This is a genomic window from Campylobacter sp. DY7 (genome assembly GCF_057802535.1).
This window is the reverse complement of sequence record NZ_JBYJAU010000009.1, coordinates 1-26,096: the sequence shown is the minus strand read 5'-3', so window position 1 is coordinate 26,096 and position 26,096 is coordinate 1. Positions and strand designations below refer to the sequence as shown.

Genomic DNA, 26,096 nt, shown 5'->3' with positions numbered 1-26,096 from the left:
GGTGAAATGAAAGCTATATTAATAAACAAAAATCCAGCAATTTCAAGATTGATTAGTCTTAGTTTGCAAAAATTAAATATTGTTTATAAAGAAATAGATAGTGTTGAAGGTCTTGAAGAGTGCGATATTATAATAGCTGATAGTGAGTGTGATATTGATATTAATAAATGCAAAGAGATATCAAAAAAACTTATATTATTACTACCTAAAAACGAAACAAGTGATGAAGCTTTAGTAATTCATAAGCCATTTTTACCTACTGATTTTATAGATTTAATAAATAGTTTTAAAGATGAACTTAAAGAAGAAAAATTAAATATACATGATGAATTAGAAAACATTGATTTATTAAATGATACTATTGATTTAGAAGATTTTAAAGTTGATGATATTAACGATGAATTAGATATTTCATTTTTAGATGAGAATAAATTAGAAAATGATTTAGATTTTGAATTTAATGATTTAGATACTTTAGAAGAAATTGAAGAAAAATTAGAAAATAATTTTGAAGAAGACCCAATAAATTTAGATGATTTAGAAAATGATTCTTTAGAAGATATTTTAGACGATGATAATGGCAAAGAGCTAGAGGATAATTCTTTAGAATTAAATGAAGAGAATTTAGATAAGCCTTTAGATGATAATTTAGACTTTTTAGAAGAAGATTTAAATAATAATGAGTTAGAAGAAAATATTTTAGAAAATGATTTGGGTATTTCTAATGATGAAGAACTAGCTTTAGACAATGAATTTGATAATTTAGAAGAAAACGAATTAAGCAATGAAGAATTATCAAATGAATTGAATGATTTACATAATTTAGATGATTTTTCAATGCCAGAAAGCTTTGAAGAATTAAGAAGAGATTATGAAGATTTATTGCAAGATGATGATAAATTAGAAGAAACAATTTTAAGCGATGATTTAGAAACAAATTTAGATTTAAATGAAGAATTACTTGATGTTGATAATAATTTAGACTTAAGCGAAGATTTAGAAATAAAAGATGATTTAATAAATAATGATTTTAATTTAGATGAAGATTTAAGTTTAGATGATTTAGATACTAATCAAGATATGAAATTATCAAATTTAGAAGAAGAACTTAATTTAGATGAAGAAGTATTAAATGAAGATTTAGCAAATAGAGAATTTGATTTAGCTGAAGATTTTGATAATTTAAGCGAAGAATTACTAGAAGATGAAAGTAATTTAGAATTAAGCGAAGAATTAGATTTCAATGAAGATTTAGCCAATATTGATGAAGAAAATGCAAACAATGAAGGCTTTGAAAATTTAAATGATTTTGATAGCGAATTAAAAGAATTTGAAGATGATAATAATATTGAAGAAGAAATTATAGCTAATGATTTGGATATTCAAGAAAGTGATTTAATTAGCGATGAGATAAAATTAGAAGATTTAAAAGAAAAAAATGAAATAGGAGAAGAGCAAGTGAGCGATTTTGATGAATTAGACGAAATTGAAATTAAAAAAGCTTTAGGTGAAGAAATATCTTCAGATGAACCTATAATAAGCAAAGAAGAAGCTAAGCAAAATGAAATAATGAATAATATTGAAGTTAGTTCAGATGATGATATAAGCGAAGTTAGCGAGAATGTAACAAAGGCAGTAAATCAAGCTATTATAAATAGCACTAAGAGTACTAAAAATCGTATAAAAGATATAAATATATCAATTAACATAAGTTTTAAAGATTAATTATGGCAGGAATTTTATTAATATCAGGCCCAAGTGGTGCGGGCAAAAGCACCCTATTAGAGCGTTTAGCACAAGATTATAATGACTTTTATTTTTCTATATCAGCTACTACTAGAGCTCCTAGAGTAGGCGAGAAAGAAGGTGTAAATTATTATTATTTAACCCATGAAGAATTTGAATTAGGAATTAAGAATGATGAGTTTTTAGAATATGCAAATGTTCATGGTAATTATTACGGAACACCATTAAAACCAATATATGATGCTTTAGAAAATGGTAAAAATGTTATTTTAGATATTGATGTTCAAGGTTTTAGAATTGTTAAAGATAAATTAGGTAAAGACTTTTTATCAGTTTTTATAAGTCCTGAGAATGAGAAAGTATTAAAAGAGCGTTTGGTATCTCGTGGGACAGAAAGCGAAGATGTAATATCAAAAAGACTTCATAATGCAACAGCAGAAGTTCAAGCTATCGGAAGATATGACTTTTTTATAATTAACGATGATTTAGATAAAGCTTATAAAGAACTTAAATTGCTTTACCAAGCAGCAAACTTAAAAGTGTTAAATAAAGATATCAAAAAATTTATTTCAGAATGGAAAAAAGGAGAATAAAATGGGAATAGGTAGCGGATGGCACTGGATTATAGTTTTACTTGTAATAGTGTTATTATTTGGCGGTAAGAAATTACCTGAACTTGCAAAAGGCTTAGGAAAAGGAATTAAAACTTTCAAAAAAGAAATGGCTGATGATGCTCCAGCAAAAAGCATTAATGAAGTTGATGAATTAGCTGATAATACAAAAAAAACAGAGGCTAATGAAATAAAAAGCGAGCAAAAAGCCTAATGCTAAAGGATAGTGTTAAAGAATATTTAAGTAAAGAATTAGATTGTAACTTTAGTTTAGAAAGTCCAAAAGACAGAAGTTTAGCTCATTTTGCAATGCCGTGTTTTAGCTTTGCAAAAGAGCTTAGAAAATCTCCAAATCAAATAGCTCAAGATTTTGCAAACAAGCTTAAAAATTGCGATATTTTTAGTAGTGTTGAAGCTGTTAATGCTTATGTTAATTTCAAATTATCAAATGAATTTTTAGATAAATTATGTAAAAACGCTTTAAATAATCCTAAAGATTTTGCAAAAAGTCCTAAGAAAGATTATAAAATACTACTTGAATATGTAAGCGCAAACCCAACAGGACCACTTCATATAGGTCATGCAAGGGGTGCTATATATGGAGATAGTTTAAATAGAATTGCAAAACATTTAGGCTATACATTTGATACCGAGTATTATGTAAATGATGCAGGAAATCAAATAGATTTATTAGGAACTAGTGTAATTTTAGCTATAAAAGATTTTGTTTTAAAAGAAAAGGTTGAATATCCAGAAAGCTTTTATGGTGGCGAATATATGCAAGAGCTTGCTTTTAAATTTTATGAAGAATTTAAAAACGATTACGAGAGTAAAAAAGCTGAAATTGCAAGTTTAGCTAAAGATGAAGTTTTAAAAGAAATAAAGCAAACATTAGCAAATGCAAGAATTAAAATTGATAATTATGTAAGCGAAACTTCTTATTATTTTAAATTAGATGAAACTCTAAACAAGCTTAAAAATGCTAATGCAACTTATGAAAAAGAAGGTAAATTATTCTTAGTATCTACTAAATACGGCGATGATTTAGATAGAGTAATTGTGCGTGAAGATGGAAGAGGCACTTATCTTGCAGCTGATATTGTTTATCATGACGATAAATTAAGTAGAGGCTATGATAAGGTGATTAATATTTGGGGAGCAGATCATCATGGATATATTGCTCGTGTAAAAGCTGCAATGAGTGCTTTAGGTCATGATGCAAACAATCTTGAAGTAATACTTGCTCAAATGGTTAATTTGCTAAAAAATGGTCAGCCTTATAAAATGAGTAAAAGAAAAGGTAATGTAATTTTATTTAGCGATGTTTTAGAAGATATTGGAGCAGATGCTTTGCGTTATATTTTTATAAGCAAGCGTTGTGATAGCCCGCTTGAGTTTGATGTTGATGAGTTTAAAAAACAAGATAGCTCAAACCCAGTATTTTATATAAACTACGCACATGCTAGAATTCATCAAATTTTTGCAAAAGCAAATAAGAGCTTTGATGATGTGATTAATGTTGATTTAAGTAATTTTAATGATGAAAATGCACTTAATTTATTGTTTGATTCTTTAACTTTAAATGATGTTTTAGAAGATGCCTTTAATAGCAGAACTCTTTCTAAGGTTTGCGATTATTTAAAACAAATCGCAAGCTCATTTCATAAAATCTACAATGAAACCAGAGTAGTAGGTCATGAAAATGAAGAGCAATATTTAAAGATTTTTGCTCAAGTGGCATTAAGTATTAAAACAGGTTTTGATTTAATAGGAATTAACGCTCTAACAAGAATGGAAAAAGAATGAGCCATAAAAAACACAATAAATCCCCAGAGCAAGTAGCTTTGGGGATTAATAAAATTTATAAAAGTAAAAAAATAGAAAGTTATGTAGTTTTAATAGTCTTAGCATTTTGTTCTTATGCTATAGGAGAGCTTAGTTTTTTTAAGAAATTTGGAATATCAGCTTTAATAATTGCAGTTGTTTTGGGAGCTGTTATTGGAAATTTCGCACATCACAATGTAAGCTTACTTAAAAAAACAGGAGCTTTAGGGGTTTGCACTAAGCAAGTTTTAAGACTTGGAATTATTTTATATGGTTTTAGAATATCTTTAAGTGATATTGAGAGCATAGGCTTAAGTGGGGTAGGGCTTGCTGCTTTTATTGTATTTTCTACATTCTTTTTTGGTTTATTAGTTGGAAAAATTTTAAAAATAGACTTTTTGCAATCAGCATTAATTGCGAGTGGTTCTAGTATTTGTGGAGCTGCTGCAGTTTTGGCAAGTGAAAGTGTGCTTAAAGGTGGTTCTGCTAGAGTTGGGGTTGCGGTTTGCACTGTTGTTGTTTTTGGTAGTTTAGGAATGTTTCTTTTGCCTTTAACACAAAGTTTTTTTGCTTTAGATGAAAGACTTTTTGGCTTTTTAGTAGGTGGGACTTTACATGAAGTCGCACATGTGGTTGGTGCTGGTTCAAGCATAGGTGCTGAGGGTGCTACTAGTAGTATTGTTGTAAAAATGGTAAGAGTTTTAATGCTTGTTCCGTTTTTGATAATGCTTAGTTTTGGTTTTAAAAAAGAAGAAAAAAACGGCAGTTTCCTAAATCAAATTCCTTGGTTTGCTATATGGTTTTTAATAGCTTGTGGTGTATCTAGTATGCCTATTTTAAATACTGATTTTGCATTAAGTGTAATAAAACCAAATATAGCCGTATTTGATACATTTTTACTAAGTCTTAGTATGGTTGCACTTGGAGTAAATATAAGAAAGGATATGTTAAGCAAAGCTGGTCTTAAACCATTCATTATGGCTATTATTTTATGCGTTTGGCTAATAGTTTCAGCTTATGCTTATATAAAGGTGTTTTGTTAATGAGAGCAGAATGGCAAAAATGTGAATATATTTTACTTGCGTTACCGCACAAAAATAGTGATTGGTCGCCTTATTTAGAAGAGATTTTAAGCTCTTATTTAGATTTTGCAAAGGCAATTTCTAAACATTGTAAGGTGCTATTAGTTCATCACGAAAGTGCTGATTTAACTGAGTTTAAAAAGCTTGATAATATTGAGTTTTATTGCTTTAATACAAATGATACTTGGATAAGAGATTTTGGTCCTATTGATAATAATTTGGATTTTATCTTTAATGCGTGGGGTAATAAATTTAGCTCAAATCTTGATAATGCTTTTAATGAAAGTTTGTTTAAAAACTATCTTAAAAAGGATTTAAAGAAGATTGATTTTATTCTTGAAGGTGGCAGTATTGATACGAATGGTAAGGTATTACTAACTACAAGCGAGTGTTTATTAAACGATAATCGTAACAAACTTAGCAAAGAAGAAATTGAAAATACCTTAAAAGAGCATTTAAAGGTTAGCGAAGTTTTATGGCTTGAAAATGGCGTTATTATAGGCGATGATACGGATTCTCATGTGGATACTTTAGCAAGATTTATTGATGAAAACACCATAGCTTATAGTTCTTGCGAAGATTTAAACGATGAAAATTACGCAAGTTTAAAAGCAATGGAAGACGAGCTTAAGAAAACAAAATATAATTTAATTTCTTTACCAATTCCTAGCAAAAAGTATTATGAAGGAAAAAGATTAGGCTGCACTTATGCTAATTTCGTTTTTGTAAATAATGCTTTAATAATTCCTTGTTATGATGATAAAAACGATGAAATCGTAAAAGAAAAATTACAAGCTGCATTACCAAATCATGAAATCATAATGGTAAATGCACTTGTATTTGTAAGACAAAATGGCTCACTTCATTGTTCTTGTATGAATATTTTTAAGGATTGATTATGTTAAAAATCGGACTTGTATCTCAAAAATATAGTGAAAATATGAGAGAAATCACTAAAGAAAAAATAAAAAATGTAGCAAACAAGGGAGCAAAATTAGTAATTTTGCAAGAATTACACCAAAATGCTTATTTTTGCCAAGTTCAAAATACAAATAATTTTGACTTAGCAGCAAATTATGAAGATGATTTGAAGTTTTGGAGTGAAGTTGCAAAGCAAAATAAAGTGGTTTTAGTAACTTCTTTATATGAAAAACGCCTAGAAGGTTTATATCATAATACAGCAGTGGTTTTTGAAAGTGATGGCTCTATTGCAGGTAAATATCGTAAAATGCACATACCAGATGATCCGCACTTTTATGAGAAATTTTATTTTACCCCAGGAGATTTAGGATTTAAAGCGATAGATACAAGTGTAGGTCGCTTAGGCGTGCTTGTTTGCTGGGATCAGTGGTATCCTGAAGCTGCAAGACTTATGGCACTTGATGGCGCACAAATTTTGATATATCCTACGGCTATTGGTTGGCTTTATGAAAACGGCGTTAGTGATGATAATGAAACCATGCAAGATCAATTAAACGCTTGGCTAGGGGTTCAAAGAGGTCATGCGATAGCAAATTGCTTGCCAGTAGTTGGGGTTAATCGTGTGGGCTTTGAAGATGTAACTTTAAGCGGAGAAAGTAGCGTTACTCAAGATGAAGCAACTCACACTAAACAAAGCAAAGAAAACTCTAAAAATGGAATTGATTTTTGGGGTAATAGCTTTATTTATGACGCTCAAGGCAAAGAAATCTTTAGAAGTAATACAAGCGATGAGCTAGAAATTGTGATTGAAATTGACATGAAAAAATGCGAGCAAATAAGACGCTGGTGGCCATTCTTAAGAGATAGAAGAATTGAACACTATAATGACTTAACCAAAAGAGCTATAAAAGATTAAAACACTTTAAACCAACTCCTAATTCCTAATTCAAATTCCATTAAAATTTAAGGAATTTGAAACAGGAATTTCATATTCACAAAAAGTAGTAAATAATTAAATTTGATAAAGATTTTTAATACTTTATTAAATAAATGCTATGATATGAAAAATAAAGGAGAGTTATGTTTAAAATATTAATGATTTTACTAATTACAAATATTTATTCATATCAAATAAATAAGTTAAAAATAGAGCTAGATAGTATTTATAAAAACTTTCCTTATATTACAAAAGAAATAAGACAAGACCAAGATGAATTTTTAAAAAGCATTAATAATTGCAAAGATGATAATAATTGCATTATAAGTTCTTATAAAGCTAGAATAAAAGAGCTTAGCACTAGTCTTGAAAACTCAAAAACCTATCCTAAAGAACTAATAGAACATATAAAAATAATTCAAGAAAACTCAATAGAATGCAATAAAGATAACTATATGCGATATGAGCATGGACGATTTATTGATGAGCCAGAAAAATGTAGAAAATTACTAAAACTCAATAATTTTTGGCAAGATTTTTTTAGATATAAGGATATAAAAATAAAGCCAAAAATTGTAGATGCTAAGCCTTACGCAAGCCAAGAAGTAAAAGATACTCTTAAATACTGCTGGGATTTAGGGCTTGATAGAAAAGTTTATAAGTATATAAAAGATTATAGTTCAGATGATAGCAATGATAATGTCAGTTATCGTTTTATAGAAGTTGATAAAAATAATGAGCTTTATATTATAAGTAAAATTAAAGGTAAAAAATACATAGAAAAACATAAAAGTATAACTATAAGTGATGTAGTTTTAGATGATAAAAATTACTTAGCTTTATCAGGTGAAATTGGAAATATATTATTTATAGAAAAAGATTTTTGCAATCATCCTATGAAGAATAAAAATCTATTAGAACTTTTAAAAAATTCTAATAAAATGAAAATGTCAAATAAATATTACGAAGAAGCAAAAGAAACTTTTATTATAGAGTATAAGGGTAGTGATTATATTTTAAATTATCATAAATTTAATAATTTAAATCATATTAGATATGACAGTTATTATAATATAACTTTTATTGATATTTTAGATATGGTATCTAATGTAATTTATCAACCATATTCAGAAAAAACTATTGATAGATGTAATAAATTTAAAATTTTTGGTTGTGAAATAAATCTAAAAAAACATGGCAAATTTTAGATTAGATTTAAATGGTGATTTTATAAATATTAGAATTATATAGACAAAAACAAATCTCATAACAAAGTAATTATAAAACTTCTAATTCCTATTTCAAATTCCTTAAAAAATTATGAGAATTTGAAATAGGAATTAGAAATATTTTAATAAGCATAAAATTATTTTAAATTGATAGTTGATATAATCAATAAATTTTAAAATTAAGGAGAAATAATGGCTTTTAAGAACGCAGTAGTTACAAAAGAACTTGATGAAAAATATAAAATGACAGATATTTTTTGCAATTATACAGATAGCTTATATTATAAGCAAAATCGTATGTTGCCTGATGAAAAAAGAATAGTAATAGATGAGGAATTAGATTGTTTTATAATGCAAGCTTATAATTTTTTAGACCCTGAATTAGAGCGAGCAAGACTTAGTAAAGGCTTGTGGGTTTTATATTATAAAGGCAATTTGATTGAAGTTATACTTGATTATGATTTTGATATAACAATAGATGGTGTTTTATATGATAAAGTTTGGAGTATTTTTGATATTAAAAACAATGAATTATTAAGCGAAAAAGAAGTTATAAATCTTCTTAAAGAAATATTAGTTGTTTATAATGTAGCTGGTGCTTGGGGCGAAATTGAAGAAGACTATAAAGTATATGTAATAGATGAGATAATAAAAGAATAATATATGCAAAGAGATTATGATAAAGAGCCGGTAATTATCAAGGATATTAATACAATTTTTGATTTTTTACCTGCTTTTGTTTGTATGATAATAAGTTATATTGCATATTTTCTAACAGATAATCCTAGCACTTCACTTCATAGAAATGTTTTTATAATTATGCCATTTTTAGCACTACCTTACATAAGACCTTTTGTAAAGTGTAAAAGAGAAATCATAATTACTAAAAATACCATTAATTATCTAAATAATGGTGAAGTACTAGAAAGTATTGATTTAAATAAGCCTTTTAAGATATACAAAAGCTTTTCGGTAGTTCATCATAAATCGCAAAAACCCCATGAAGTAATTCAAATTTTATGGCTTTTTTTATTGCCTGCTACTATCTTGCAATACTTTATAAATTTTATTCTTAAATTATTTTATTATATATTTACGCTTAAACTAAAACACTATAAGGTAATGGACTCGGTAATGTTATTGCAAGATGAAAAGATTATAAATATCTTAAGCATTGAAAAATATCACGAGCTTGAAAAGTATTTTAAAGATAATCATAATATCAATATAAAAGAGCTTAAAATTTATTTTCATAAATATGGTTATATTTATGAAAAACTTTAATTTCAAATTCCTATTTCAAATTCTTTTTGTTTTATTTATTTTTTGTAAAATTGTAATATCTTTGTAATAAATTTTCTAAATTCGCCCCATTTTTCACAAAAAATTCACATAGATTTTTTAAGATTTAATAAATCAATTTAAGGAGAAGTTATGAAAACAAAATTAAGTTTTATACTTTTATTATCATCAGCTGTATTTGCAATTGACCCAAGTGTAGCAAAGATAAAATCAGCCACCGGACAAGAGCCAAAAGTAGTTCCTTGGGTAGTGCCAAGTGCTATGGATGATGATGGATATTTAGATGAGAGCAAATTGCCAAAGGGTTCAAAATATATTGAAGCTGTAATTTTAGGTAATAAAATAATGAATGAAACTTCGTATTACATAGGTCCAAAAGCAAAAGATGAGAGCAAAAGATATGCAGGAAATAATCTATCTTGCAGTAGTTGTCATGCAGCAGGTGGAACCGTGCCTTATGAAGCTGGATATGTAGGCATTTATGCTAGATTTCCACAATATTTAGCAAGAGGCGATCAAATCGCAACCATTGAAAATAGAATAAATGGCTGTATGGAACGCTCTATGAATGGTAAGCCACTACCTATTAATTCGCCTGAGATGAAAGCAATGGTAACTTATATGCACTATTTAAGCCAAGGTGTTCCTGTGGGTGCTAAGGTTGAAGGGCAAGGACTTACCAAAATAAAATTATTAAGTAGAGCAGCAGACCCTAAAAAAGGTAAAGCTATCTATGAAGATAAATGCTCAGCCTGTCATGGTGAAAACGGAGAAGGTGTTGTAAATGATGAACAAAGGGGTGGATATTATGTATATCCTGCACTTTGGGGAGATGATAGCTATAATACTGGTGCTGGTATGTATAGATTAATAAAAGCTGCTCAGTATATTAAAGGCAATATGCCAAAAGGAGATGCAACTTTAAGTGATGAAGAAGCCTTTGATGTAGCATCATATATTAATTCAAAACAAAGACCTATAAAGGCTAATCGTGAAGCTGATTTTCCTGATAGAAGAACAAAGCCACTTGATATGGATGTGCCACCTTATGATGATGATTTTGATGTAAATGAGCATAGATTTGGACCATATATTGAAATGGGTAAGGTAAGTAAAGCGAAATGATATTAAAGGAATTTCTTCATTGAAATTCCTTAAAACTGCAAAGAATTTGAATTCGGAAATTAATTTTCTAAATTACTTTTCAAAAATTGATGAAAATCAAAATTAATTTTTAAAACTTTTTTTACAATGCAAAATAAAAAAGGAGAAAAAATGTTTGATTTTAAATCTTGGAAAAAAGTAAGTTTAGCAAATGCTACTGTTGATTTTTATGAAAATGATGAATATTTAGCATTTGATAGTAGTAAATGTATGCCGCCTGAGCCTATGATAAATGCAAGAGTAGGGCTTAATAGCTTAAAGCCAAATCAAAAATTAATCATGCTAAATCACAAAAATCCATTAGGATTACTTCCTAGCGTTAAGCCTTATTATGAGATTGAAACTACTCAAAAAGATGGCTTATTTTGGTTAGTTTTTACAAAAATTAAAGAGCATGATAATTTTGATGAAGCTTGTAAAGATCATCCTTAAGGATTAATTATGTTAAACGCTTTTGCTCCACCATTTAAAGTGGTGGCGATTTATTTTATAATGGCATTTTGCTATTTGTTTGCTTTAATATTTTTGTTTTCTTATGCGAGTGATGATTTTTATTCTTATTCATTTAAGGCATTTTTGCATTGTTTTTTCGCTGGATTTAGTTTAAATATAATAATAGGAAGCTTGTATCAGCTAAGCTCAGTAATTTATGAAAAAGCATTTATCGGTATAAAGGGCGTATTTATGATAGCCTTAGCAACAAATATAAGCCTAGCTTTTATGATTTATGCTTTTATTACCTTAAATTATGAATTATTAAAAGTATGCGTAATTTTAGTAGCTTTATGTGTTTTTTATTTTATTATTTTATTTAAATTATCATTTTTTGATTTTAAAAATATAGCTAAAAGTGCTTTATTTTTAGGTGTTTTGTTTTTAGCTTTAGGTTTAATTTGTGCGGTTTTTTTAGTATTTATTATAAATGGCTCAATCGCTTTAGAATATGAATTGTTTTTAAATTTGCATATTTATTTTATGCTTGGCTTTGTTTTGTTTATTTGCATTGGAGCTGCTAGTGTTCTTTTGCCTATGTTTGCACTAACTCATAAACATAAAAATTATTTATTATGGCTTAGTTTTATTTCATATTTTTTTGCATTTTTTAATAAATTTATAGCTGTTTTTTCATTTTTAGCCTTTGTTTTGTGGTGCTTGTATATTTTGTATTTAAGGACTAGAAAGGCTAGGGATTATTGGAATTTAAATATAGTTTTTGCAAGTGTTGGGGCAATTTTGGCTTCATATGAATTTGTTTTAAATGATTTTGCAATGGCTTTAAGATTATTAATATTTTCTTGTATTTTGCCATTTATTATCGCTCATGTTTATAAGATTTTGCCTTTTTTGATTTGGTATCACTTCATTTCAAAGCTAATTGGCAAATGCAAAGTCCCTTTATTAAGTGATATGGTTTTAGGTAAGGTAGCGTATTTTACTATGTTTATTAATATTGCTTTGGTTTTTAGTCTTTATTTTAAGCCTTTAGTTTATTTATATATAGCTTTATTAATAGGGCTTTTTATTAATGTGATTAATTTTTTTACTTATATAAGGAGATTTAAATGAAAAAGCAAATAATTGATGCAATTAGCAGTGTAATTGATCCTGAAGTTGGCTTTGATATTTTGGCTTTAGGGCTTATTTACGATATAAAATTAAGTGATAATAAATGCGAAATCACAATGACTTTATCAACTAAATCATGCCCTATGCATGATTTATTAATAACTTGGGTTAAAAATGCCGTTAGTAAAGTAGTAGAAGATGTAGAAATTAATCTAGTTTTTGAGCCTGCTTGGAGTATTGAAATGGCTAGTGATGAGGTTAAAAAGGCTTTAAGTTTTTAATATAAATTACAAAGAATTTGAATTCGGAATTAGACTTTTAATTCCTATTTTAAATTCTTGTGTTTTTGCTTAAATATTTGTGCTTTTATATTTTTGTTCGTGTTTATTTAAAAATTCTTTCATATTTGAGACTTCGCAAGTAAATCTTCCTAAACTAGCATCAGAGCGAATTACTCTATGGCAAGGTAGAATGATTAAATAAGGATTTTTTGATAAGGCAGTTCCAACTGCTCTATAAGCTTTAGAATCTATTCTAAAGGCTAATTCTTTATAACTTATTGTTGTTGCATAAGGTATGTTTTTTAATTCATTTAATACATTTTGACTAAATTCTGAGAATTTACTTAAATCTAGCTTGATATTTGAAAAATCATATTTTTTACCATTAAAATAATTTTGCAATTCATCTTTTGCTAGCTTAGTAATATGATTTGGTTTATCTTTTAGGCTTTTTAGATTTGTAATATCAATAGAGATTAAATATTCATCATTAGCTTTTATTAATATTACAAAATCTTTTAATTTTAGTGTTTGAATATACATTAAGAGCCAAAGCCACTACTTTTAGTAGAGCTACTACTTCCGCTATTTTTAAAAAATCCACTACTTTTATTAGCACTAGTTGCGGTTGTGCTTTTAAAGCTATTTACGCTTCTTTGATAAGCACTTGGGTTTTGATAATGAGTAGCTTTGTTTGCATTAAAATGTGAATTGCCAAATAATTTATTTCCTATCCAAGAGCCTATGATTGCACCTGCAACAGAGCTAAGTAAAACTTCTCCTAATGAATGATTTGAGCTTATGCTTTCATTTGTTAGTGAGCTTTTTCCAGCTTCAATTTTAGCATTTTCAGCTTTTATTAGCTCATCCATTTCAGCTTTAGTTAAAACTCTTTCATTTCCATTGAGCTCTTTTAAAACAACTCTTGTTTCATCGCTTGGGAATTCATCTTTAATTCTATATTGTTTAGGCGCATATTCTTCTATGATTAAAAACGAACCTTGAGCCTTGTTTTGATTTTGCTCTTCACCGCCACAAGCACTAAGTAATGCACCAGCACTAATTGCTGCAAAGGTTGCTTTATAGCTTAGATTACTTAAATTCTTAAACATATATCCTCCTAAATCTTTGATAGTTTTTTGTTTCTTATGAAAACTTGATTATTTTCTAGCTTTATTCTTTTGCTTTTAAAAAGTCTTGATATTAAATATTTTTTGATTTTTTCACGCTTTTTTTTCTTAAATTTTAATAAATATTCATCTATTAAAATCCATTTTGCTTTTATAATTACTGGTAGATTAACTTTATTTTTTAATTCTTCGTTTTCTTTTCTTAATTCTTCGTTACTAATTTTTAGAATTCTAATTTGCTCTAACAATTCATCTTTAATAGCTACGCTATTTTGTTCTTGCTCTATTATTACATAAGTTTTGTTATCTTCTTTGATTGATTTTAATGAGCCTCTTCTAATTCTATTATAAATGGCTTCCTTGCTTATATTTAGATATTTTGCAGCGTCTTTTACTAAAAGTTTCATTACTAACCTTTAAAAAGGGGCGAACCCCTTTTTATTAAAGCTTTGCTTCGTAGTGTCTTAACATATATAGGCGTTTTAGCATTTTCTTTCTAGCTGAAATTTTTTGCTTTTTGCGAATTTCAGTCATAGGTTCAAAAAAGCGTCTTGCTCTAACTTCTGTTACGATTAGGTTACGATCAGTTTGCTTTTTAAATCTGCGATAAGCCTCGTCAAAAGATTCGTTATTATGAACTTTAATCCCTGGCACGGCAATCACTTCCTTTCGTTGTAAAATTAAAAAATGCTAATTTATAAAAAAATTGTAAATAAACAAAATTATTTTTAATTTAATATTCTTAACTTTAAAAGACTAGAATTATCTTAAACTTACAAATTAAGTTAAATTTAAGGAGAGATTATGCTAAGAATTACTAATTATTTTAAAAAACGCGTAGTTTTTTATGCTATTTTAACCTGTATTATCTTCATTACTCCTTTTATAAGGATTAATGGTAATCACCTTTTTTTATTAAGTTTTGATAAGAAAATGCTTAATTTATTCTTTGTATCTTTTAATACAAATGAACTTTATTTAATGCCTTTTTTACTTATTATGATGTTTGTTTTTATATTTTTTATTACAAATCTTTTAGGTAGAGTTTGGTGTGCTTGGAGCTGTCCTCAAACAATATTTAGAGTAATTTTTAGAGATTTAATACAAACAAAAATATTTAAACTCTATGGTGGAAGAAAAAATAAGCAAAATAATGCAAGAGATAAAATATTTGCTAAGATTTTTAGTGTTGCATTGTTTTATCCTATTAGTATAATTGCAGCTAGTAACTTCTTATGGTATTTTATACCGCCTGAAGATTTCTTTGCTTATATAAAAGAGCCAAGCGAACATTTAATATTAATCGGTATTTTATTCTTTTTATCTTTATTTATTACTTTTGATATTACTTATATTAAAGAGAATTTTTGTGCTTATATTTGTCCTTATGCAAGAATTCAAAGTGTAATGTTTGACAATGATACAAAAAGCGTTATATATGATGAAAGTCGTGGCGGAATAATCTATAAAGATGGCTTAAAAGTTAGCAAAAAACCTGTGGGTGGAGAATGTATAGGTTGTGAAGCTTGTGTTAAAGTATGCCCAACTCATATTGATATTAGAAAAGGAATGCAACTTGATTGTATTAATTGTCTTGAGTGTGCTGATGCATGTTCTAGCGTTCAAGCTAGATTTAATCGCCCTTCATTAATATCATGGTCTAGCACAAAAGAGATTAAGACTAAAGAAAAATATAATTTCTTAAGACCTAGAACTATTATTTATGTTGTAGTATTAATCGCTATGTTTATTGGTTTAGTATATAAAGCAGAACATAAAGAAACAATGCTTTTAAATATCAATAGAACAACAGAGCTTTATAGTTTAGAAGATGATGGAAAAATTGTAAATAATGCTTATTTAGTTTTATTTCATAATACTAGCGATAAAGACCATAGATTTTATATTCAATCACTTGATGATGATATAAAAGTAATAAAGCCAAAGAAAGATTTTAGAGTTAAAGCTGGTGAGAAAGTAAAACAAATAGTTGTTTTGAGTAGCGAAAATAAAAAAGTTAAAAAACACCACAAACATATCAAGCTAAAAGCTTATGCCTTAGATGATGAAAAAGTATTTACTATACAAGATACAATATTTATTTATCCTAAGGAGAAAAAATGGAAGGAAAAGAAGAAGTAATCTTGAAAGTAGCCCTTGAACTATTTTTAGAGAAGGGCTACGAAAATACAAGTTTAAACGATATAGTTAAAATTACTGGCGGCTCACTTGCTACAATTTATAAAAAATTTGAAAATAAAAACAATCTATTTTTAAAAGCTTTAAAATTTAGAGCAGACACAAGGCTTGATAATTTAAAGGATATAATCGCTTCAAAAATACATTTAGATTTACCTGAATTTTTGGAAGTTTTTGGTAATGAGTATTGTAATTTTTTTGTAGGCGAGGATAATGCTAAGTTTTTAAGGCTTGTGCTTGAGAGAACCTATAAAGATGTAATTGTGAAAAGAGAATGTGCAAAGGCTGATAAAGATGTGATTGTTAGATTTTTGTGCATGGTATTTGAGCAAAAAATAGATAAAAAGGTTTTAGAAGAAATTAGTGCTTATGATTTAGCGAATTTGTATTGTTCTATGATTAGAAGCAATAAAATATTTGATTTGATTTTTAACTCAAAAGAAACATTTTCAAAAGCTGAATTAAGTGAGCATGTAAAAAATGTAAATATATTATTTTTACGAGCTATTAGGTAATTTCATTTACTTTAATGTAATTATAATTACATTTTAAATCATAACAAGGAAATTTTATGAAGAAAATTATTAAATTAAGTCTTGTTGCAAGTATGTTATTTTTCGCAGCTTGTGGTGAAAACAAAGAACAAAAAAAGCAAGAAATGCCACCATCAATAGTTGATGTAAAAAAGATAGGTTTAGAGGATGCTAGTATTTACTACGAATACGCAGCAAAACTTGAAGCAAGTAAAGATGTAGTTGTTTTGCCTAAAGTTTCTGGCGAGATTAAAGAAATACTTTTTAAAGATGGTGATTTTGTAAAAAAAGGAACTGTTTTATATAAAATTGATGATGAGCAATATAAAGCAAATTTAGATTTAGCTTTAGCTGATATTAGTGTTGCTCGTGCAAACTATGAGAATGCAAGTGCTGATTTTAATAGAACCAAAGATTTATACAATAAAAAAGCAGTATCTAAAAAGGAATTTGATGCAAAAGAAGCAGCATATAAGAGTGCAAAAGCAAGTTTAAATAAAGCAAACGCATCTTATAAACTAGCTAAATTAAATTATGATTATACAAGCGTAAAAGCTCCTTTTGATGGATATTTACAAGCATCATTGATTGATATAGGAAGTTATGCAGTTGCAAATAATACAAAGCTAGTTCAAATAGTAGATCAAGATAATTTAAAAGCAACATTTTTTATATCAGATACAAATATGGAACAAATCAAAAGAAATAATAACGATTTAAAAAAAGCTAAAGCAAGTTTTATTTTAAATGGCAAAACTTATGAAGGCGAAGTTGAGTTTGTATCAAATTATAATGAATTAGCAAGCACAAAAGCTTATGCGGTATTTAAGAATTTAAATCAGGAATTAAGTGCAGGAACTTTCGTAAGTTTAAAGCTTAGCGAAATTACTCAAGCAAATTCTTTAGTAATTAGTAAAGAAAATTTATTACAAGATATAGATGGTTATTATGTATTTATAAAAGACAAAAATACTGCAAAACAAATTCATGTTAAAACTATTTTTGATGATGAAAAAATAGCAGTAATTGATGCTAGCAATAGTAGTTTAAAAGTTGATGATGAACTTATTTTAAATAATTATAAGAAGATTTATCCAGGTGCAAAAGTTGCTACAAAAGCAGAATTTGGTGCAATGATGCAAAAACAAGCTTCAAAAGAGCCAACTAAGGAATAAAAATGTTTTCTAAATTTTTTATTTATAGACCTGTTTTTGCGATAGTTGTCTCAATCATTATAACTATTGCCGGTATTTTAGGAATGAAAGGCTTGCCTATTGAAGAATATCCTAATGTTACTTCTCCAACGATTAGGGTTAGTGCAAGTTATTCAGGCGTTGATGCAGCTACTTTATCTCAAAATGTAGCAAGTATTTTAGAAGACGCAATAAATGGTGTTGAAGATATGATATATATAAGTTCAAGCTCAAGCTCAAGTGGTTTGATGCTAATGAACGTATATTTTAAAGTAGGGAAAGACCCATCAAAAGCATTAATTGATGTAAATAATAGAGTTCAAAGTGTATCAGCAAAAATGCCAGAAGAAGTTAAAAAATTAGGCGTTAATGTTAGCGAATCAAGCTCTAGTATTTTAGCAGTTATTAGTATTTATTCTCCTGATGAAAGTCGTGATGAGATTTATCTTAGCAACTATGCTACATTAAATATTGCTGATGAATTAAGAAGAATTGATGGAGTTGGAAACGTTGATGTTGTTGGCTCTAAAGATTATTCAATGAGAATATGGCTAGACTCTCGTAAATTAAATAAATATGACTTAACACCTGCAGCAGTAAGTGCTGCTATAAGAGAGCAAAACTCACAATATCCAACAGGAAGCATGGGTGATTTACCTTTAGAAGAAGTAAGTCCATTTGTTTATTCAATGAGTGCAAAAGGAAAATTAAGTAAAGTTAGTGATTTTGAAAATATCATAATCAAAGCACTTCCTAATGGAAATATTTTATATTTAAAAGATATAGCTAGAGTTGAAATTGGTTCTAAAAACTACGGCTTTACAGGTCTTAATAATGGTAAAAAAATGGTTCCATTAATGATTAATCTAAAATCAGGTGCAAATGCAATTGCAGTAGCGCAAGCTGTAAATGATAAGTTAAAAGAACTAAGTGCATTCTTCCCTAGTGGCATTGCTTACGATATGCCTTATGATACAACCGAGTTCGTTAAGGATAGTATTAATGAAGTTGTTCATACTTTTATTGAAGCAATTTTACTTGTTTTAATAGTTATGTATATGTTCTTAAAAAACCTTCGTGCAACTATTATTCCACTAATTGCAGTTCCTGTATCACTACTTGGAACTTTTGCGTTTTTATATCTTTTTGGTTTTACAATAAACCTAATTACGCTTTTTGCACTAGTTCTTGCCATAGGAATTGTTGTTGATGATGCTATTGTTGTGGTTGAAAACGTTGAGCGTGTGTTTAGAAGTGGAATTACTAAAGATGTAAGAGAAGCTACAAAAATAGCAATGGATGAGGTAACAGGACCTGTTATTTCTATTGTTTTGGTTTTAAGTGCTGTATTTATTCCTGTTTCATTTTTAGATGGTTTCGTTGGACAAATCCAAAGACAATTTGCAATTACTCTTGTAATTTCAGTTTGTATTTCAGGTTTTGTTGCATTAACTCTAACTCCTGCTTTATGCGGATTATTGTTAAAAGATCATGAAGATAAGCCGTTTTATTTAGTTAAAAAATTTAATGACTTTTTTGACTGGAGTACTGGGCTATTTGGAGCAGCAGTGGCAAAAGTTTTACGCCATATAATTCCTAGCTTAATAGTTGTAGCGATATTCTTTTATGGGATTTTTGCACTACTTAAGATTATTCCAAGTTCGCTTGTTCCTAGTGAAGATAAGGGTGCTATTTTAGTTTTATCACAATTAAAATCAGCAAGTTCGTTAGAAAAAACAATTAATTTCAATAATAAAATTTACAATATGGTTAAGGAAAATCCTGCAGTAGAAAGTATGATTTCTCTTAATGGTTTTGATGTTGAAAGCTCTGCATTATCTACAAGTGCAGGAATTTCATTTATTACTTTAAAAGATTTTAAAGATAGAAAAGACTTAGGTATTAATGGAGATAGTCAAAACTTAGCAAATACTTGGATGAAAAATATGTGGCTTGACCCTGATGGATTTGCGTTTTTCTTAAACCCACCACCGATTATGGGCTTATCGCTTACTGGTGGTTTTGAAATGTATGTGCAAAATAAATCAGGTAAAAGCTATGAAGAAATTAAAAAGGATATAGATGTTTTACTTGCAGAGGCTTCAAAAAGACCTGAATTAACACAAGCAAGAACAACTTTAAGCACTGATTATCCTGAGTTAAAAGTAAGCGTTGATGAGAAAAAAGCTAAAATTTTAGGCCTTAGTTTAAGTGATATATATACTAACTTAAATCTAATTTTTGGCTCTGTTTATGTTAATGATTTTACAGCTTTAGGTAAGAACTTCCAAGTTAATGTAAGAGGTGATGAAGATTTTAGAAATAAAAAATCAAGCCTTGAAAATATTTATGTAAAAAATAATGAAGGAAATAGTATTTCTTTAGCAAGTGTAGTTGATATTAAGCCTAGTGTTGCACCATTTTCAGTAACTAGATTTAATCTCTTCCCTGCTGTAAAAGTTACAGCAAGTCCAGCTGCAGGCTATACGAGTGGTGATGCAATCGCAGCAATTGTTGATGTATTCAATAAGACTATGAATAAAGATGAATATTCTTATGCTTGGGCAGGAAGTTCTTATGAAGAAGTAAATTCTAGTGGTTCAGGCTCAACTGCTTTTGCTTTAGGAATGGTGTTTGTATTCTTAATTCTTGCAGCTCAATATGAAAGATGGCTAATGCCTTTAGCAGTAATTACTGCAGTTCCTTTTGCTGTATTTGGTTCACTTGCTGCAACTTATTTAAGGGGTATAGATAACGATATATATTTTCAAATAGGTCTATTATTATTAATAGGTCTTAGTGCAAAAAATGCTATATTAATAGTTGAGTTTGCTATGGAAGAAAAATATAAGCATGGTTTAAATACAAAAGATGCAGCTATTAAAGCAGCTAAACTTAGATTTAGACCTATTATTATGACTTCTTTAGCATTTGGTATAGGAATATTGCCTTTAGTATTTAGTGAAGGCTCAGGAAGTGCTGCAAGACATGCACTAAGCACTGGGCTTGTTGGTGGAATTATTGTAGCTTCAAGTGTATCTATTTTATTTGTTCCGTTATTCTTCTATATGCTTGAAAGTTTTAATGATTTCTTGAAGAGAAAAAAAGGAAAAACAAATGAATAAAATTATCTTAAGCAGCTTTGCTGCTTTATTTTTAATATCTTGCTCTAGTGTAAATAATTATGAGTTAAAAACTCCAAACAACTTAGATACTCAAACAAAATTTGAGATAAAAAATTGGAGAGCTTTAGGAAAAGATGATAATTTAAATCGCTTGATAGAAATAGCAATGGAAAATAACGAAGATGTTAAAATGGCTTTAAATAATCTCTTAATCGCTGAATCAAACCTTGTTAGTGCAGGAATTAAAAGAGAGCCTAGCGTTAATTTAAGCTTAAATGCAAATGAAAGAATTGCTAATAATTCAAAACCTATTTACGGGCATACTTTAGGGCTTAATTTATCTTATGAAATTGATTTATTAAATAAGCTTGGTAAAGCAAAAGAAAATGCTTTATTTAGTGCAAATATAAGCGAAATTGATGTAGAAAGCACTTATCAAACAATAGGTTTTAGTATTGCTAATCTTTATTATAAAATCGTTGCAACAAATAAAAAAATTGAGATTTTAGAAGACTTTGTAAAAAGCTATGAAAAGACTTTAAAACTAAAAGAAGAGCAATATAAATTAGGCTTTATTACAAAATCAGTTCTTTTGCAAACAAAAGAGCAAGCTAGCTTAAATCAAACAAAATTAAGAAGCTTAAAGCTTGAGCGTGATTTATATGAAAATTCTTTAAATATTTTAGTTTATGGTCTAAATCAACAAAAAGAAGAAATCAAATACGCAAATGATTTATTAGATGATTTTGTTATGCCAAAATCAGTTCCTAGCTCAGTGATGACAAATCGCCCTGATATTGCAAAAGCAATTTTGAATGTAAAAATAGCTCATAATAATGCAAAAATTGCTTGGGATAATTTCTTTCCTACATTTACAATAGGAGCAGGAATTAGCACAAGTGGAGATACTCATAAGGTATTTTCAGATCCAATAGGCACAATCAGTGCAAATCTTTTACAGCCTTTATTTAATTTAGGCGAAACAGATGAGCAAGTAATTAGAGCTAATTTATCTCAAGATAATGCGGTTTTAACTTATGAAAAGGTTGTAAAAACAGCATTAAAAGAAATTGAAGATGCGATTTTACAATACAACAACGCAGAATTAAAACTAAAAGATTATGACGCAATTATCAAGCTTGAAGAAGAAATTTATGAGTTTAATAAGCTTAAATTTAGTGAAGGAGAAATAAGCTTTTTAGAATTCTTAGATAGCGAAAGAGCCTTACAAAATAGCTTAATGGAGCAAATAGATTTAAGACTAGGCAAAATTACTGCTGGAATTGATGCTTATAAAGCTATTGGAGTAAGAGAGCTTGAGTTTAGGAAATGATTTTTATATGAGCCTAGCCTTAAAAGAGGCTTGGAAATATCAATTTTTAACCTATCCAAATCCTGCCGTAGGATGTCTAGTTTTAGATAAATACGGCAAGATTTTATCTATTAAAGCACATAAAGCTGCTGGCACATTTCACGCTGAAAGGCTTTGTGTTAATGAAATACTTGAAAATTATGGAAAAGATGCATTAAAAGATAGCACTTTTTATGTTACTTTAGAGCCTTGCAGTAAGCAAGGTCGCACCCCACCTTGTCATGAATTACTTATAAAATATGGTGTTAAAGAAGTTTTTATAGGCTCAAGTGATGAGAGTCAAAACGGAATAAATGAGCTTAGAAAATCAGGTATAAATGTGGTTTTAGGCGTATTAAAAGATGAATGCGATGAGCTTATAAAACCATTTAAATTTTGGCTTAAAAATGAGCCTTTTATTTTATTTAAACTTGCAATTAATCTTAATTTTAATAATGAAGGCTCAATCAGTAATGAATATTTAAGAGCTTATTTTCATGAAATTCGCTCAAAGCTTGATACTTTAATAATTTGTGGAAATACTTTAAGGCTTGATAATCCTATGCTTGATGCAAGATTTTCAACTAGCAAAAAAGCTCCTAATTTATTAATATTCTCAAGACATTTTCAAAATCCAAATTCCGAATTCAAATTCCTTAATATTTTTAAAGCAAATAGAAGCGTAGAATTTGGCAAAAACCCTTTAAATCTAAAAGAAGAATTAAAAGCAAAAAATATAAAATTTGCAATGATAGAAGGTGGCTTTAATGCCTTAGAACTTTTTAAAAATCAAATAGATTGGTTATTTTTACAACAAGGAAATTCTACCTATAATAATTCAAGTGATTTTAAGCTAAGTTTAAGCCCTATTTATCAAAGCACTACAAAAGATTTTTATAATAAGCCCCACGAATTTCAGCAATTCGGATTTTATGAAATAAGGAAATAAATGTTAGAAAAGTATTTTGAGAAATTTCTAGTTAATTCTAGATTTATTACAATTTTACCTGTAATTTTTGGTCTTTTAGGTGCTTTTATATTGTTTTTTATAGCTAGTTTTGATGTTTATAAGGTTATAAAAATCGCATATTCTTATTATTTTCAAAAAGCTGATTTAGATATTCACGAAGAAGCTGTTAGTATGATAGTTGGAGCTGTTGATTTATATTTAATGGCTTTAGTATTTTATATATTTTCTTTTGGAATATATGAGCTTTTTATTAGCGATGTTGAAGAGTTTAAGCAATATAAACAAAGCAAAGTTTTAGAAGTGCATAGCTTAGATGAGCTAAAGGACAAGCTTGGTAAGGTTATTGTTATGGTTTTGGTTGTTAATTTCTTCCAACACGCATTAAACCTTAAGTTTAATTCAAGTATTGATATGCTATATCTAGCTATCGGCATTATGTGTATTTGCTTAGGATTATGGGCTTTACACAAGAGCGATCATAAAGAGAACAAAAAAGAGCACTAAGGAGCAAAAATGATTTTTATAGATACTTGTTTTGGTAAAAAAAGTGATGTTATGCCTATATGGATGATGCGTCAAGCAGGCAGATACCTAGCTGAATATAAAGCTACTAGGGCAAAAGCAGGAGATTTTTTAAGCCTTTGTAAGGATTATAAATTAGCAAGCGAAGTTACACTTCAGCCTGTTGATATATTAGATTTTGATGCGGCTATTATATTTTCAGATATTTTGGTTGTGCCACTTGAAATGGGCTTGCCATTACGCTTTGCTGCGGGTGAAGGTCCTATTTTTGATGAGATTATTACAAATAGTGATGATGTAGCAAGACTTGATATAAAAGCAGCCGCTAAGCTTAATTATGTTTATGATGCTATAAAACTAACTCGTGAAAAATTAGCCCCTAATAAAGCTTTAATAGGATTTTGTGGAGCACCTTGGACGCTTGCAACTTATATGATAGAAGGGCAAGGCTCAAAAACTTATGCAAAAAGTAAAAAAATGCTTTATCAAGAACCAGAATTAATGCATAAACTATTAGCAAAAATAACTCATGTTTTAAAAGAATATTGCGAAAATCAAATAAAAGCAGGAGCAAATGCTATTCAGATTTTTGATAGTTGGGCGAATGCGCTTGAACCTAGTGCGTATTTAGAATTTTCTTGGAAATATATAAGCGAATTAGCCGAATATTTAAAGACAAAATATCCACATATTGCAATAATAGCATTCCCTAAAGGAGTTGGCGGATTTATTGAATGTCTTGAGGCAAAAATTGATGTTTTAGGCGTTGATTGGAGCACACCACTTCAAGTAGCTTTAAAAACTCCTTATGTATTGCAAGGTAATCTTGAGCCTTGTAGATTATATAGCAAGCAAGCTATTAAAGATGGTGTAAGTATTATTAAAGAATTAGTAAAAGATAAAGCTCATATATTTAACCTTGGGCATGGAATTTTACCTGATATTCCTGTAGAAAATGTAAGATACCTAATAGAGTGCGTAAGAAATGCTTAGTCTAATTTCACTAGGCGGAACAATTTCTATGCTAAGCAGTGGCGAGGGAGCAATCCCTAGCCTAAATGCAAATGATTTAACAAATTCTTTTAAAGACATAAATGCAATTACATTTAGCAATATTTCAAGTCCAAATATTACTTTTTCTATGCTTTTAGAAGTTTTAGCATTAGCAAAAGAAGAAATCAAAAAAGGCTCTCGTGCAGTAATAATCACACAAGGAACTGATACACTTGAAGAAAGTGCGTTTTTTTGCAATCTTTTTTGGGATTTAGATGAGCCTTTGATTTTTACGGGTGCTATGAAAAACCCTAGCGAATTAGGAAGTGATTATTTAGCAAATATTAATAGTGCAATAATCTTAGCGAATAGCGATTTGGCAAAAGGTTTAGGAGTTTTATGTGTATTAAATGAAAGTGTTCATTCAGCTAATTTTATTCATAAAAGCAATACCTTTAGCTTAGAGACATTTACAAGCTTTAATCGTGGTTTGGTTGGAGAGATTAAAGAAGATAGATTTTATTTATTTAATAATTTTTATAAGCGTTTAAAACTAGAACTTCTAAAAGAAATAAACAAAAAAGTAGCCTTACTAAAAATGTGCCTTGATTATGATGATGATTTGCTTAAATTTGCTAGTGATAATTACGATGGCATAGTGATTAGTGGTTATGGAGCAGGGCATGTAATGGCTAAAAATATGCCATGTATAAAAAATATCAAAAAGCCTATAATTATGACAAGTAGATGTGAAAGTGGTAAAACTGGTCTTAAAACCTACGGCTACGCTGGAGCTGAAATAGATTTAGCTAAAAATGGCGTAATTATGAGCGAATATTTAAGCGATGTAAAGGCTAGAATTTTACTTTTAGTAGCACTAAGTTTAGGGCTTAATAAAGACCAAATAAAAGATTTAATACAACAATTTAATTAAACTAAGAATTTGAATTAACAATTCAAATTCTTAATATCTTACTTAAAGCTTTTTTATAAATGAATAAAGAATTTGAAATAGAAATTTAAAAACAATTTTAGATTTTATAAAATAAAAAGCATTAATTAGTTTTATACAAATTCAAACTAAAAGCTAACTTCCAAACTTCTTAAAAATATTCTTGTAAGTGCTAAAGCAAAGTTTAAAGCAAATTCCTATTTCAAATTCCTTTTTTTAAATACTTAAATATAGATTTAAAATACTTCTATATTTTTTCTAACTATTGCATGGTTTTGGGGTGTTTGGGGTGTTTGGGGTGTTTGGGGTGTTTGGGGTGTTTGGGGTGTTATTCCGAGCTTATAATGATTATCAATAGTTTTTGCTTAAAATTTAAAAGAATTTGAAATAGGAATTACTAAAAAATATTTAGATTTTATAGAAGAAAAAGCATTAATTAAAAAGCTAATTTCTAAACTTTTTAAG

Annotated in this window: 27 protein-coding genes; 23 read left to right on the top strand and 4 right to left on the bottom strand. The window is 28.4% G+C overall.

What is annotated here, in order from left to right:
• Positions 1-6 precede the first annotated feature (6 nt).
• The 14 genes from AC1B00_RS06760 (at position 7) to AC1B00_RS06695 (ending at position 12,663) form a co-directional block, all read left to right on the top strand.
• A complete protein-coding gene (locus AC1B00_RS06760) occupies positions 7-1,725 on the top strand; it encodes a hypothetical protein (RefSeq protein WP_488848926.1) in 1,719 nt (572 codons plus the stop codon).
• Between the two features lie 2 nt (positions 1,726-1,727).
• Positions 1,728-2,339 carry a guanylate kinase gene (gene gmk, locus AC1B00_RS06755; RefSeq protein WP_488848925.1) on the top strand — a complete coding sequence of 204 codons (612 nt, stop codon included), beginning with the start codon at positions 1,728-1,730 and terminating at the stop codon, positions 2,337-2,339.
• Position 2,340: 1 nt separating this feature from the next.
• Positions 2,341-2,571, top strand: coding sequence for a twin-arginine translocase TatA/TatE family subunit (gene tatA, locus AC1B00_RS06750; RefSeq protein ID WP_488848924.1), 231 nt, complete (start codon positions 2,341-2,343; stop codon positions 2,569-2,571).
• On the top strand, positions 2,571-4,163 hold the full coding sequence (gene argS, locus AC1B00_RS06745; RefSeq protein ID WP_488848923.1) for an arginine--tRNA ligase: 1,593 nt from the start codon (positions 2,571-2,573) through the stop codon (positions 4,161-4,163). Before tatA ends, argS begins: the two co-directional genes overlap by 1 nt.
• On the top strand, positions 4,160-5,224 hold the full coding sequence (locus AC1B00_RS06740) for a YeiH family protein (RefSeq protein ID WP_488848922.1): 1,065 nt from the start codon (positions 4,160-4,162) through the stop codon (positions 5,222-5,224). The genes argS and AC1B00_RS06740 overlap by 4 nt, the downstream gene beginning before the upstream one ends.
• On the top strand, positions 5,224-6,159 hold the full coding sequence (locus AC1B00_RS06735) for an agmatine deiminase family protein (protein ID WP_239817001.1): 936 nt from the start codon (positions 5,224-5,226) through the stop codon (positions 6,157-6,159). The genes AC1B00_RS06740 and AC1B00_RS06735 overlap by 1 nt, the downstream gene beginning before the upstream one ends.
• A gap of 2 nt (positions 6,160-6,161) precedes the next feature.
• Positions 6,162-7,100: a carbon-nitrogen hydrolase gene (locus tag AC1B00_RS06730; RefSeq protein WP_488848921.1), complete on the top strand. Its 939-nt coding sequence runs from the start codon at positions 6,162-6,164 to the stop codon at positions 7,098-7,100.
• A gap of 164 nt (positions 7,101-7,264) precedes the next feature.
• Positions 7,265-8,329 (top strand): lysozyme inhibitor LprI family protein, encoded by a 1,065-nt coding sequence (locus tag AC1B00_RS06725; protein ID WP_488848920.1) that lies wholly within the window; start codon positions 7,265-7,267, stop codon positions 8,327-8,329.
• Between the two features lie 213 nt (positions 8,330-8,542).
• Positions 8,543-9,010: a hypothetical protein gene (locus AC1B00_RS06720; protein ID WP_488848918.1), complete on the top strand. Its 468-nt coding sequence runs from the start codon at positions 8,543-8,545 to the stop codon at positions 9,008-9,010.
• Positions 9,011-9,013: 3 nt separating this feature from the next.
• The gene (locus AC1B00_RS06715; RefSeq protein ID WP_488848916.1) at positions 9,014-9,634 is read left to right on the top strand and encodes a hypothetical protein; all 621 of its coding nucleotides are present in this window, start codon (positions 9,014-9,016) and stop codon (positions 9,632-9,634) included.
• A gap of 150 nt (positions 9,635-9,784) precedes the next feature.
• Positions 9,785-10,777, top strand: a complete 993-nt coding sequence (locus AC1B00_RS06710) for a c-type cytochrome (protein WP_488848914.1) — start codon at positions 9,785-9,787, stop codon at positions 10,775-10,777.
• A gap of 150 nt (positions 10,778-10,927) precedes the next feature.
• Entirely contained in the window at positions 10,928-11,248 is a 321-nt protein-coding gene (locus AC1B00_RS06705) for a hypothetical protein (protein WP_239816995.1), read from the top strand.
• A 9-nt stretch (positions 11,249-11,257) separates the two neighbouring features.
• A complete protein-coding gene (locus AC1B00_RS06700; RefSeq protein ID WP_488848912.1) occupies positions 11,258-12,382 on the top strand; it encodes a hypothetical protein in 1,125 nt (374 codons plus the stop codon).
• A complete protein-coding gene (locus AC1B00_RS06695) occupies positions 12,379-12,663 on the top strand; it encodes a metal-sulfur cluster assembly factor (RefSeq protein ID WP_488848911.1) in 285 nt (94 codons plus the stop codon). The genes AC1B00_RS06700 and AC1B00_RS06695 overlap by 4 nt, the downstream gene beginning before the upstream one ends.
• Positions 12,664-12,732: 69 nt before the next feature.
• On the opposite strand, the gene AC1B00_RS06690 is transcribed toward AC1B00_RS06695, so the two are convergent.
• From AC1B00_RS06690 to rpsU, 4 genes are read right to left on the bottom strand one after another with little or no spacing between them, the layout of a single operon-like run.
• Entirely contained in the window at positions 12,733-13,206 is a 474-nt protein-coding gene (locus AC1B00_RS06690) for a methylated-DNA--[protein]-cysteine S-methyltransferase (protein ID WP_488848910.1), read from the bottom strand.
• The gene (locus AC1B00_RS06685) at positions 13,206-13,775 is read right to left on the bottom strand and encodes a UPF0323 family lipoprotein (protein WP_488848909.1); all 570 of its coding nucleotides are present in this window, start codon (positions 13,773-13,775) and stop codon (positions 13,206-13,208) included. Before AC1B00_RS06685 ends, AC1B00_RS06690 begins: the two co-directional genes overlap by 1 nt.
• 8 nt (positions 13,776-13,783) lie before the next feature.
• Positions 13,784-14,200, bottom strand: a complete 417-nt coding sequence (locus AC1B00_RS06680) for a helix-turn-helix domain-containing protein (protein WP_336611842.1) — start codon at positions 14,198-14,200, stop codon at positions 13,784-13,786.
• Between the two features lie 34 nt (positions 14,201-14,234).
• Complete coding sequence (gene rpsU / locus AC1B00_RS06675; protein ID WP_239816989.1) at positions 14,235-14,447, bottom strand: 30S ribosomal protein S21; 213 nt, start codon at positions 14,445-14,447, stop codon at positions 14,235-14,237.
• 147 nt (positions 14,448-14,594) lie between these two features.
• Between rpsU and ccoG the strand changes: the two genes are divergently transcribed.
• From ccoG to AC1B00_RS06630, 9 genes are read left to right on the top strand one after another with little or no spacing between them, the layout of a single operon-like run.
• Positions 14,595-15,935, top strand: a complete 1,341-nt coding sequence (gene ccoG, locus AC1B00_RS06670; RefSeq protein WP_239818538.1) for a cytochrome c oxidase accessory protein CcoG — start codon at positions 14,595-14,597, stop codon at positions 15,933-15,935.
• Complete coding sequence (locus AC1B00_RS06665; RefSeq protein ID WP_275583443.1) at positions 15,914-16,507, top strand: TetR/AcrR family transcriptional regulator; 594 nt, start codon at positions 15,914-15,916, stop codon at positions 16,505-16,507. Before ccoG ends, AC1B00_RS06665 begins: the two co-directional genes overlap by 22 nt.
• A 56-nt stretch (positions 16,508-16,563) precedes the next feature.
• Positions 16,564-17,700, top strand: coding sequence for an efflux RND transporter periplasmic adaptor subunit (locus tag AC1B00_RS06660; RefSeq protein WP_239816988.1), 1,137 nt, complete (start codon positions 16,564-16,566; stop codon positions 17,698-17,700).
• 2 nt (positions 17,701-17,702) lie between these two features.
• Entirely contained in the window at positions 17,703-20,843 is a 3,141-nt protein-coding gene (locus AC1B00_RS06655) for an efflux RND transporter permease subunit (RefSeq protein ID WP_488848906.1), read from the top strand.
• Positions 20,836-22,176 (top strand): TolC family protein, encoded by a 1,341-nt coding sequence (locus AC1B00_RS06650; protein ID WP_488848905.1) that lies wholly within the window; start codon positions 20,836-20,838, stop codon positions 22,174-22,176. The genes AC1B00_RS06655 and AC1B00_RS06650 overlap by 8 nt, the downstream gene beginning before the upstream one ends.
• 7 nt (positions 22,177-22,183) lie before the next feature.
• The gene (gene ribD, locus AC1B00_RS06645; protein WP_488848903.1) at positions 22,184-23,143 is read left to right on the top strand and encodes a bifunctional diaminohydroxyphosphoribosylaminopyrimidine deaminase/5-amino-6-(5-phosphoribosylamino)uracil reductase RibD; all 960 of its coding nucleotides are present in this window, start codon (positions 22,184-22,186) and stop codon (positions 23,141-23,143) included.
• Positions 23,144-23,668, top strand: coding sequence for a YqhA family protein (locus tag AC1B00_RS06640; RefSeq protein WP_239816984.1), 525 nt, complete (start codon positions 23,144-23,146; stop codon positions 23,666-23,668).
• A 9-nt stretch (positions 23,669-23,677) separates the two neighbouring features.
• Positions 23,678-24,679: a uroporphyrinogen decarboxylase gene (gene hemE, locus AC1B00_RS06635; protein WP_488848901.1), complete on the top strand. Its 1,002-nt coding sequence runs from the start codon at positions 23,678-23,680 to the stop codon at positions 24,677-24,679.
• Complete coding sequence (locus tag AC1B00_RS06630) at positions 24,672-25,613, top strand: asparaginase (protein WP_488848900.1); 942 nt, start codon at positions 24,672-24,674, stop codon at positions 25,611-25,613. Before hemE ends, AC1B00_RS06630 begins: the two co-directional genes overlap by 8 nt.
• Positions 25,614-26,096 lie beyond the last annotated feature (483 nt).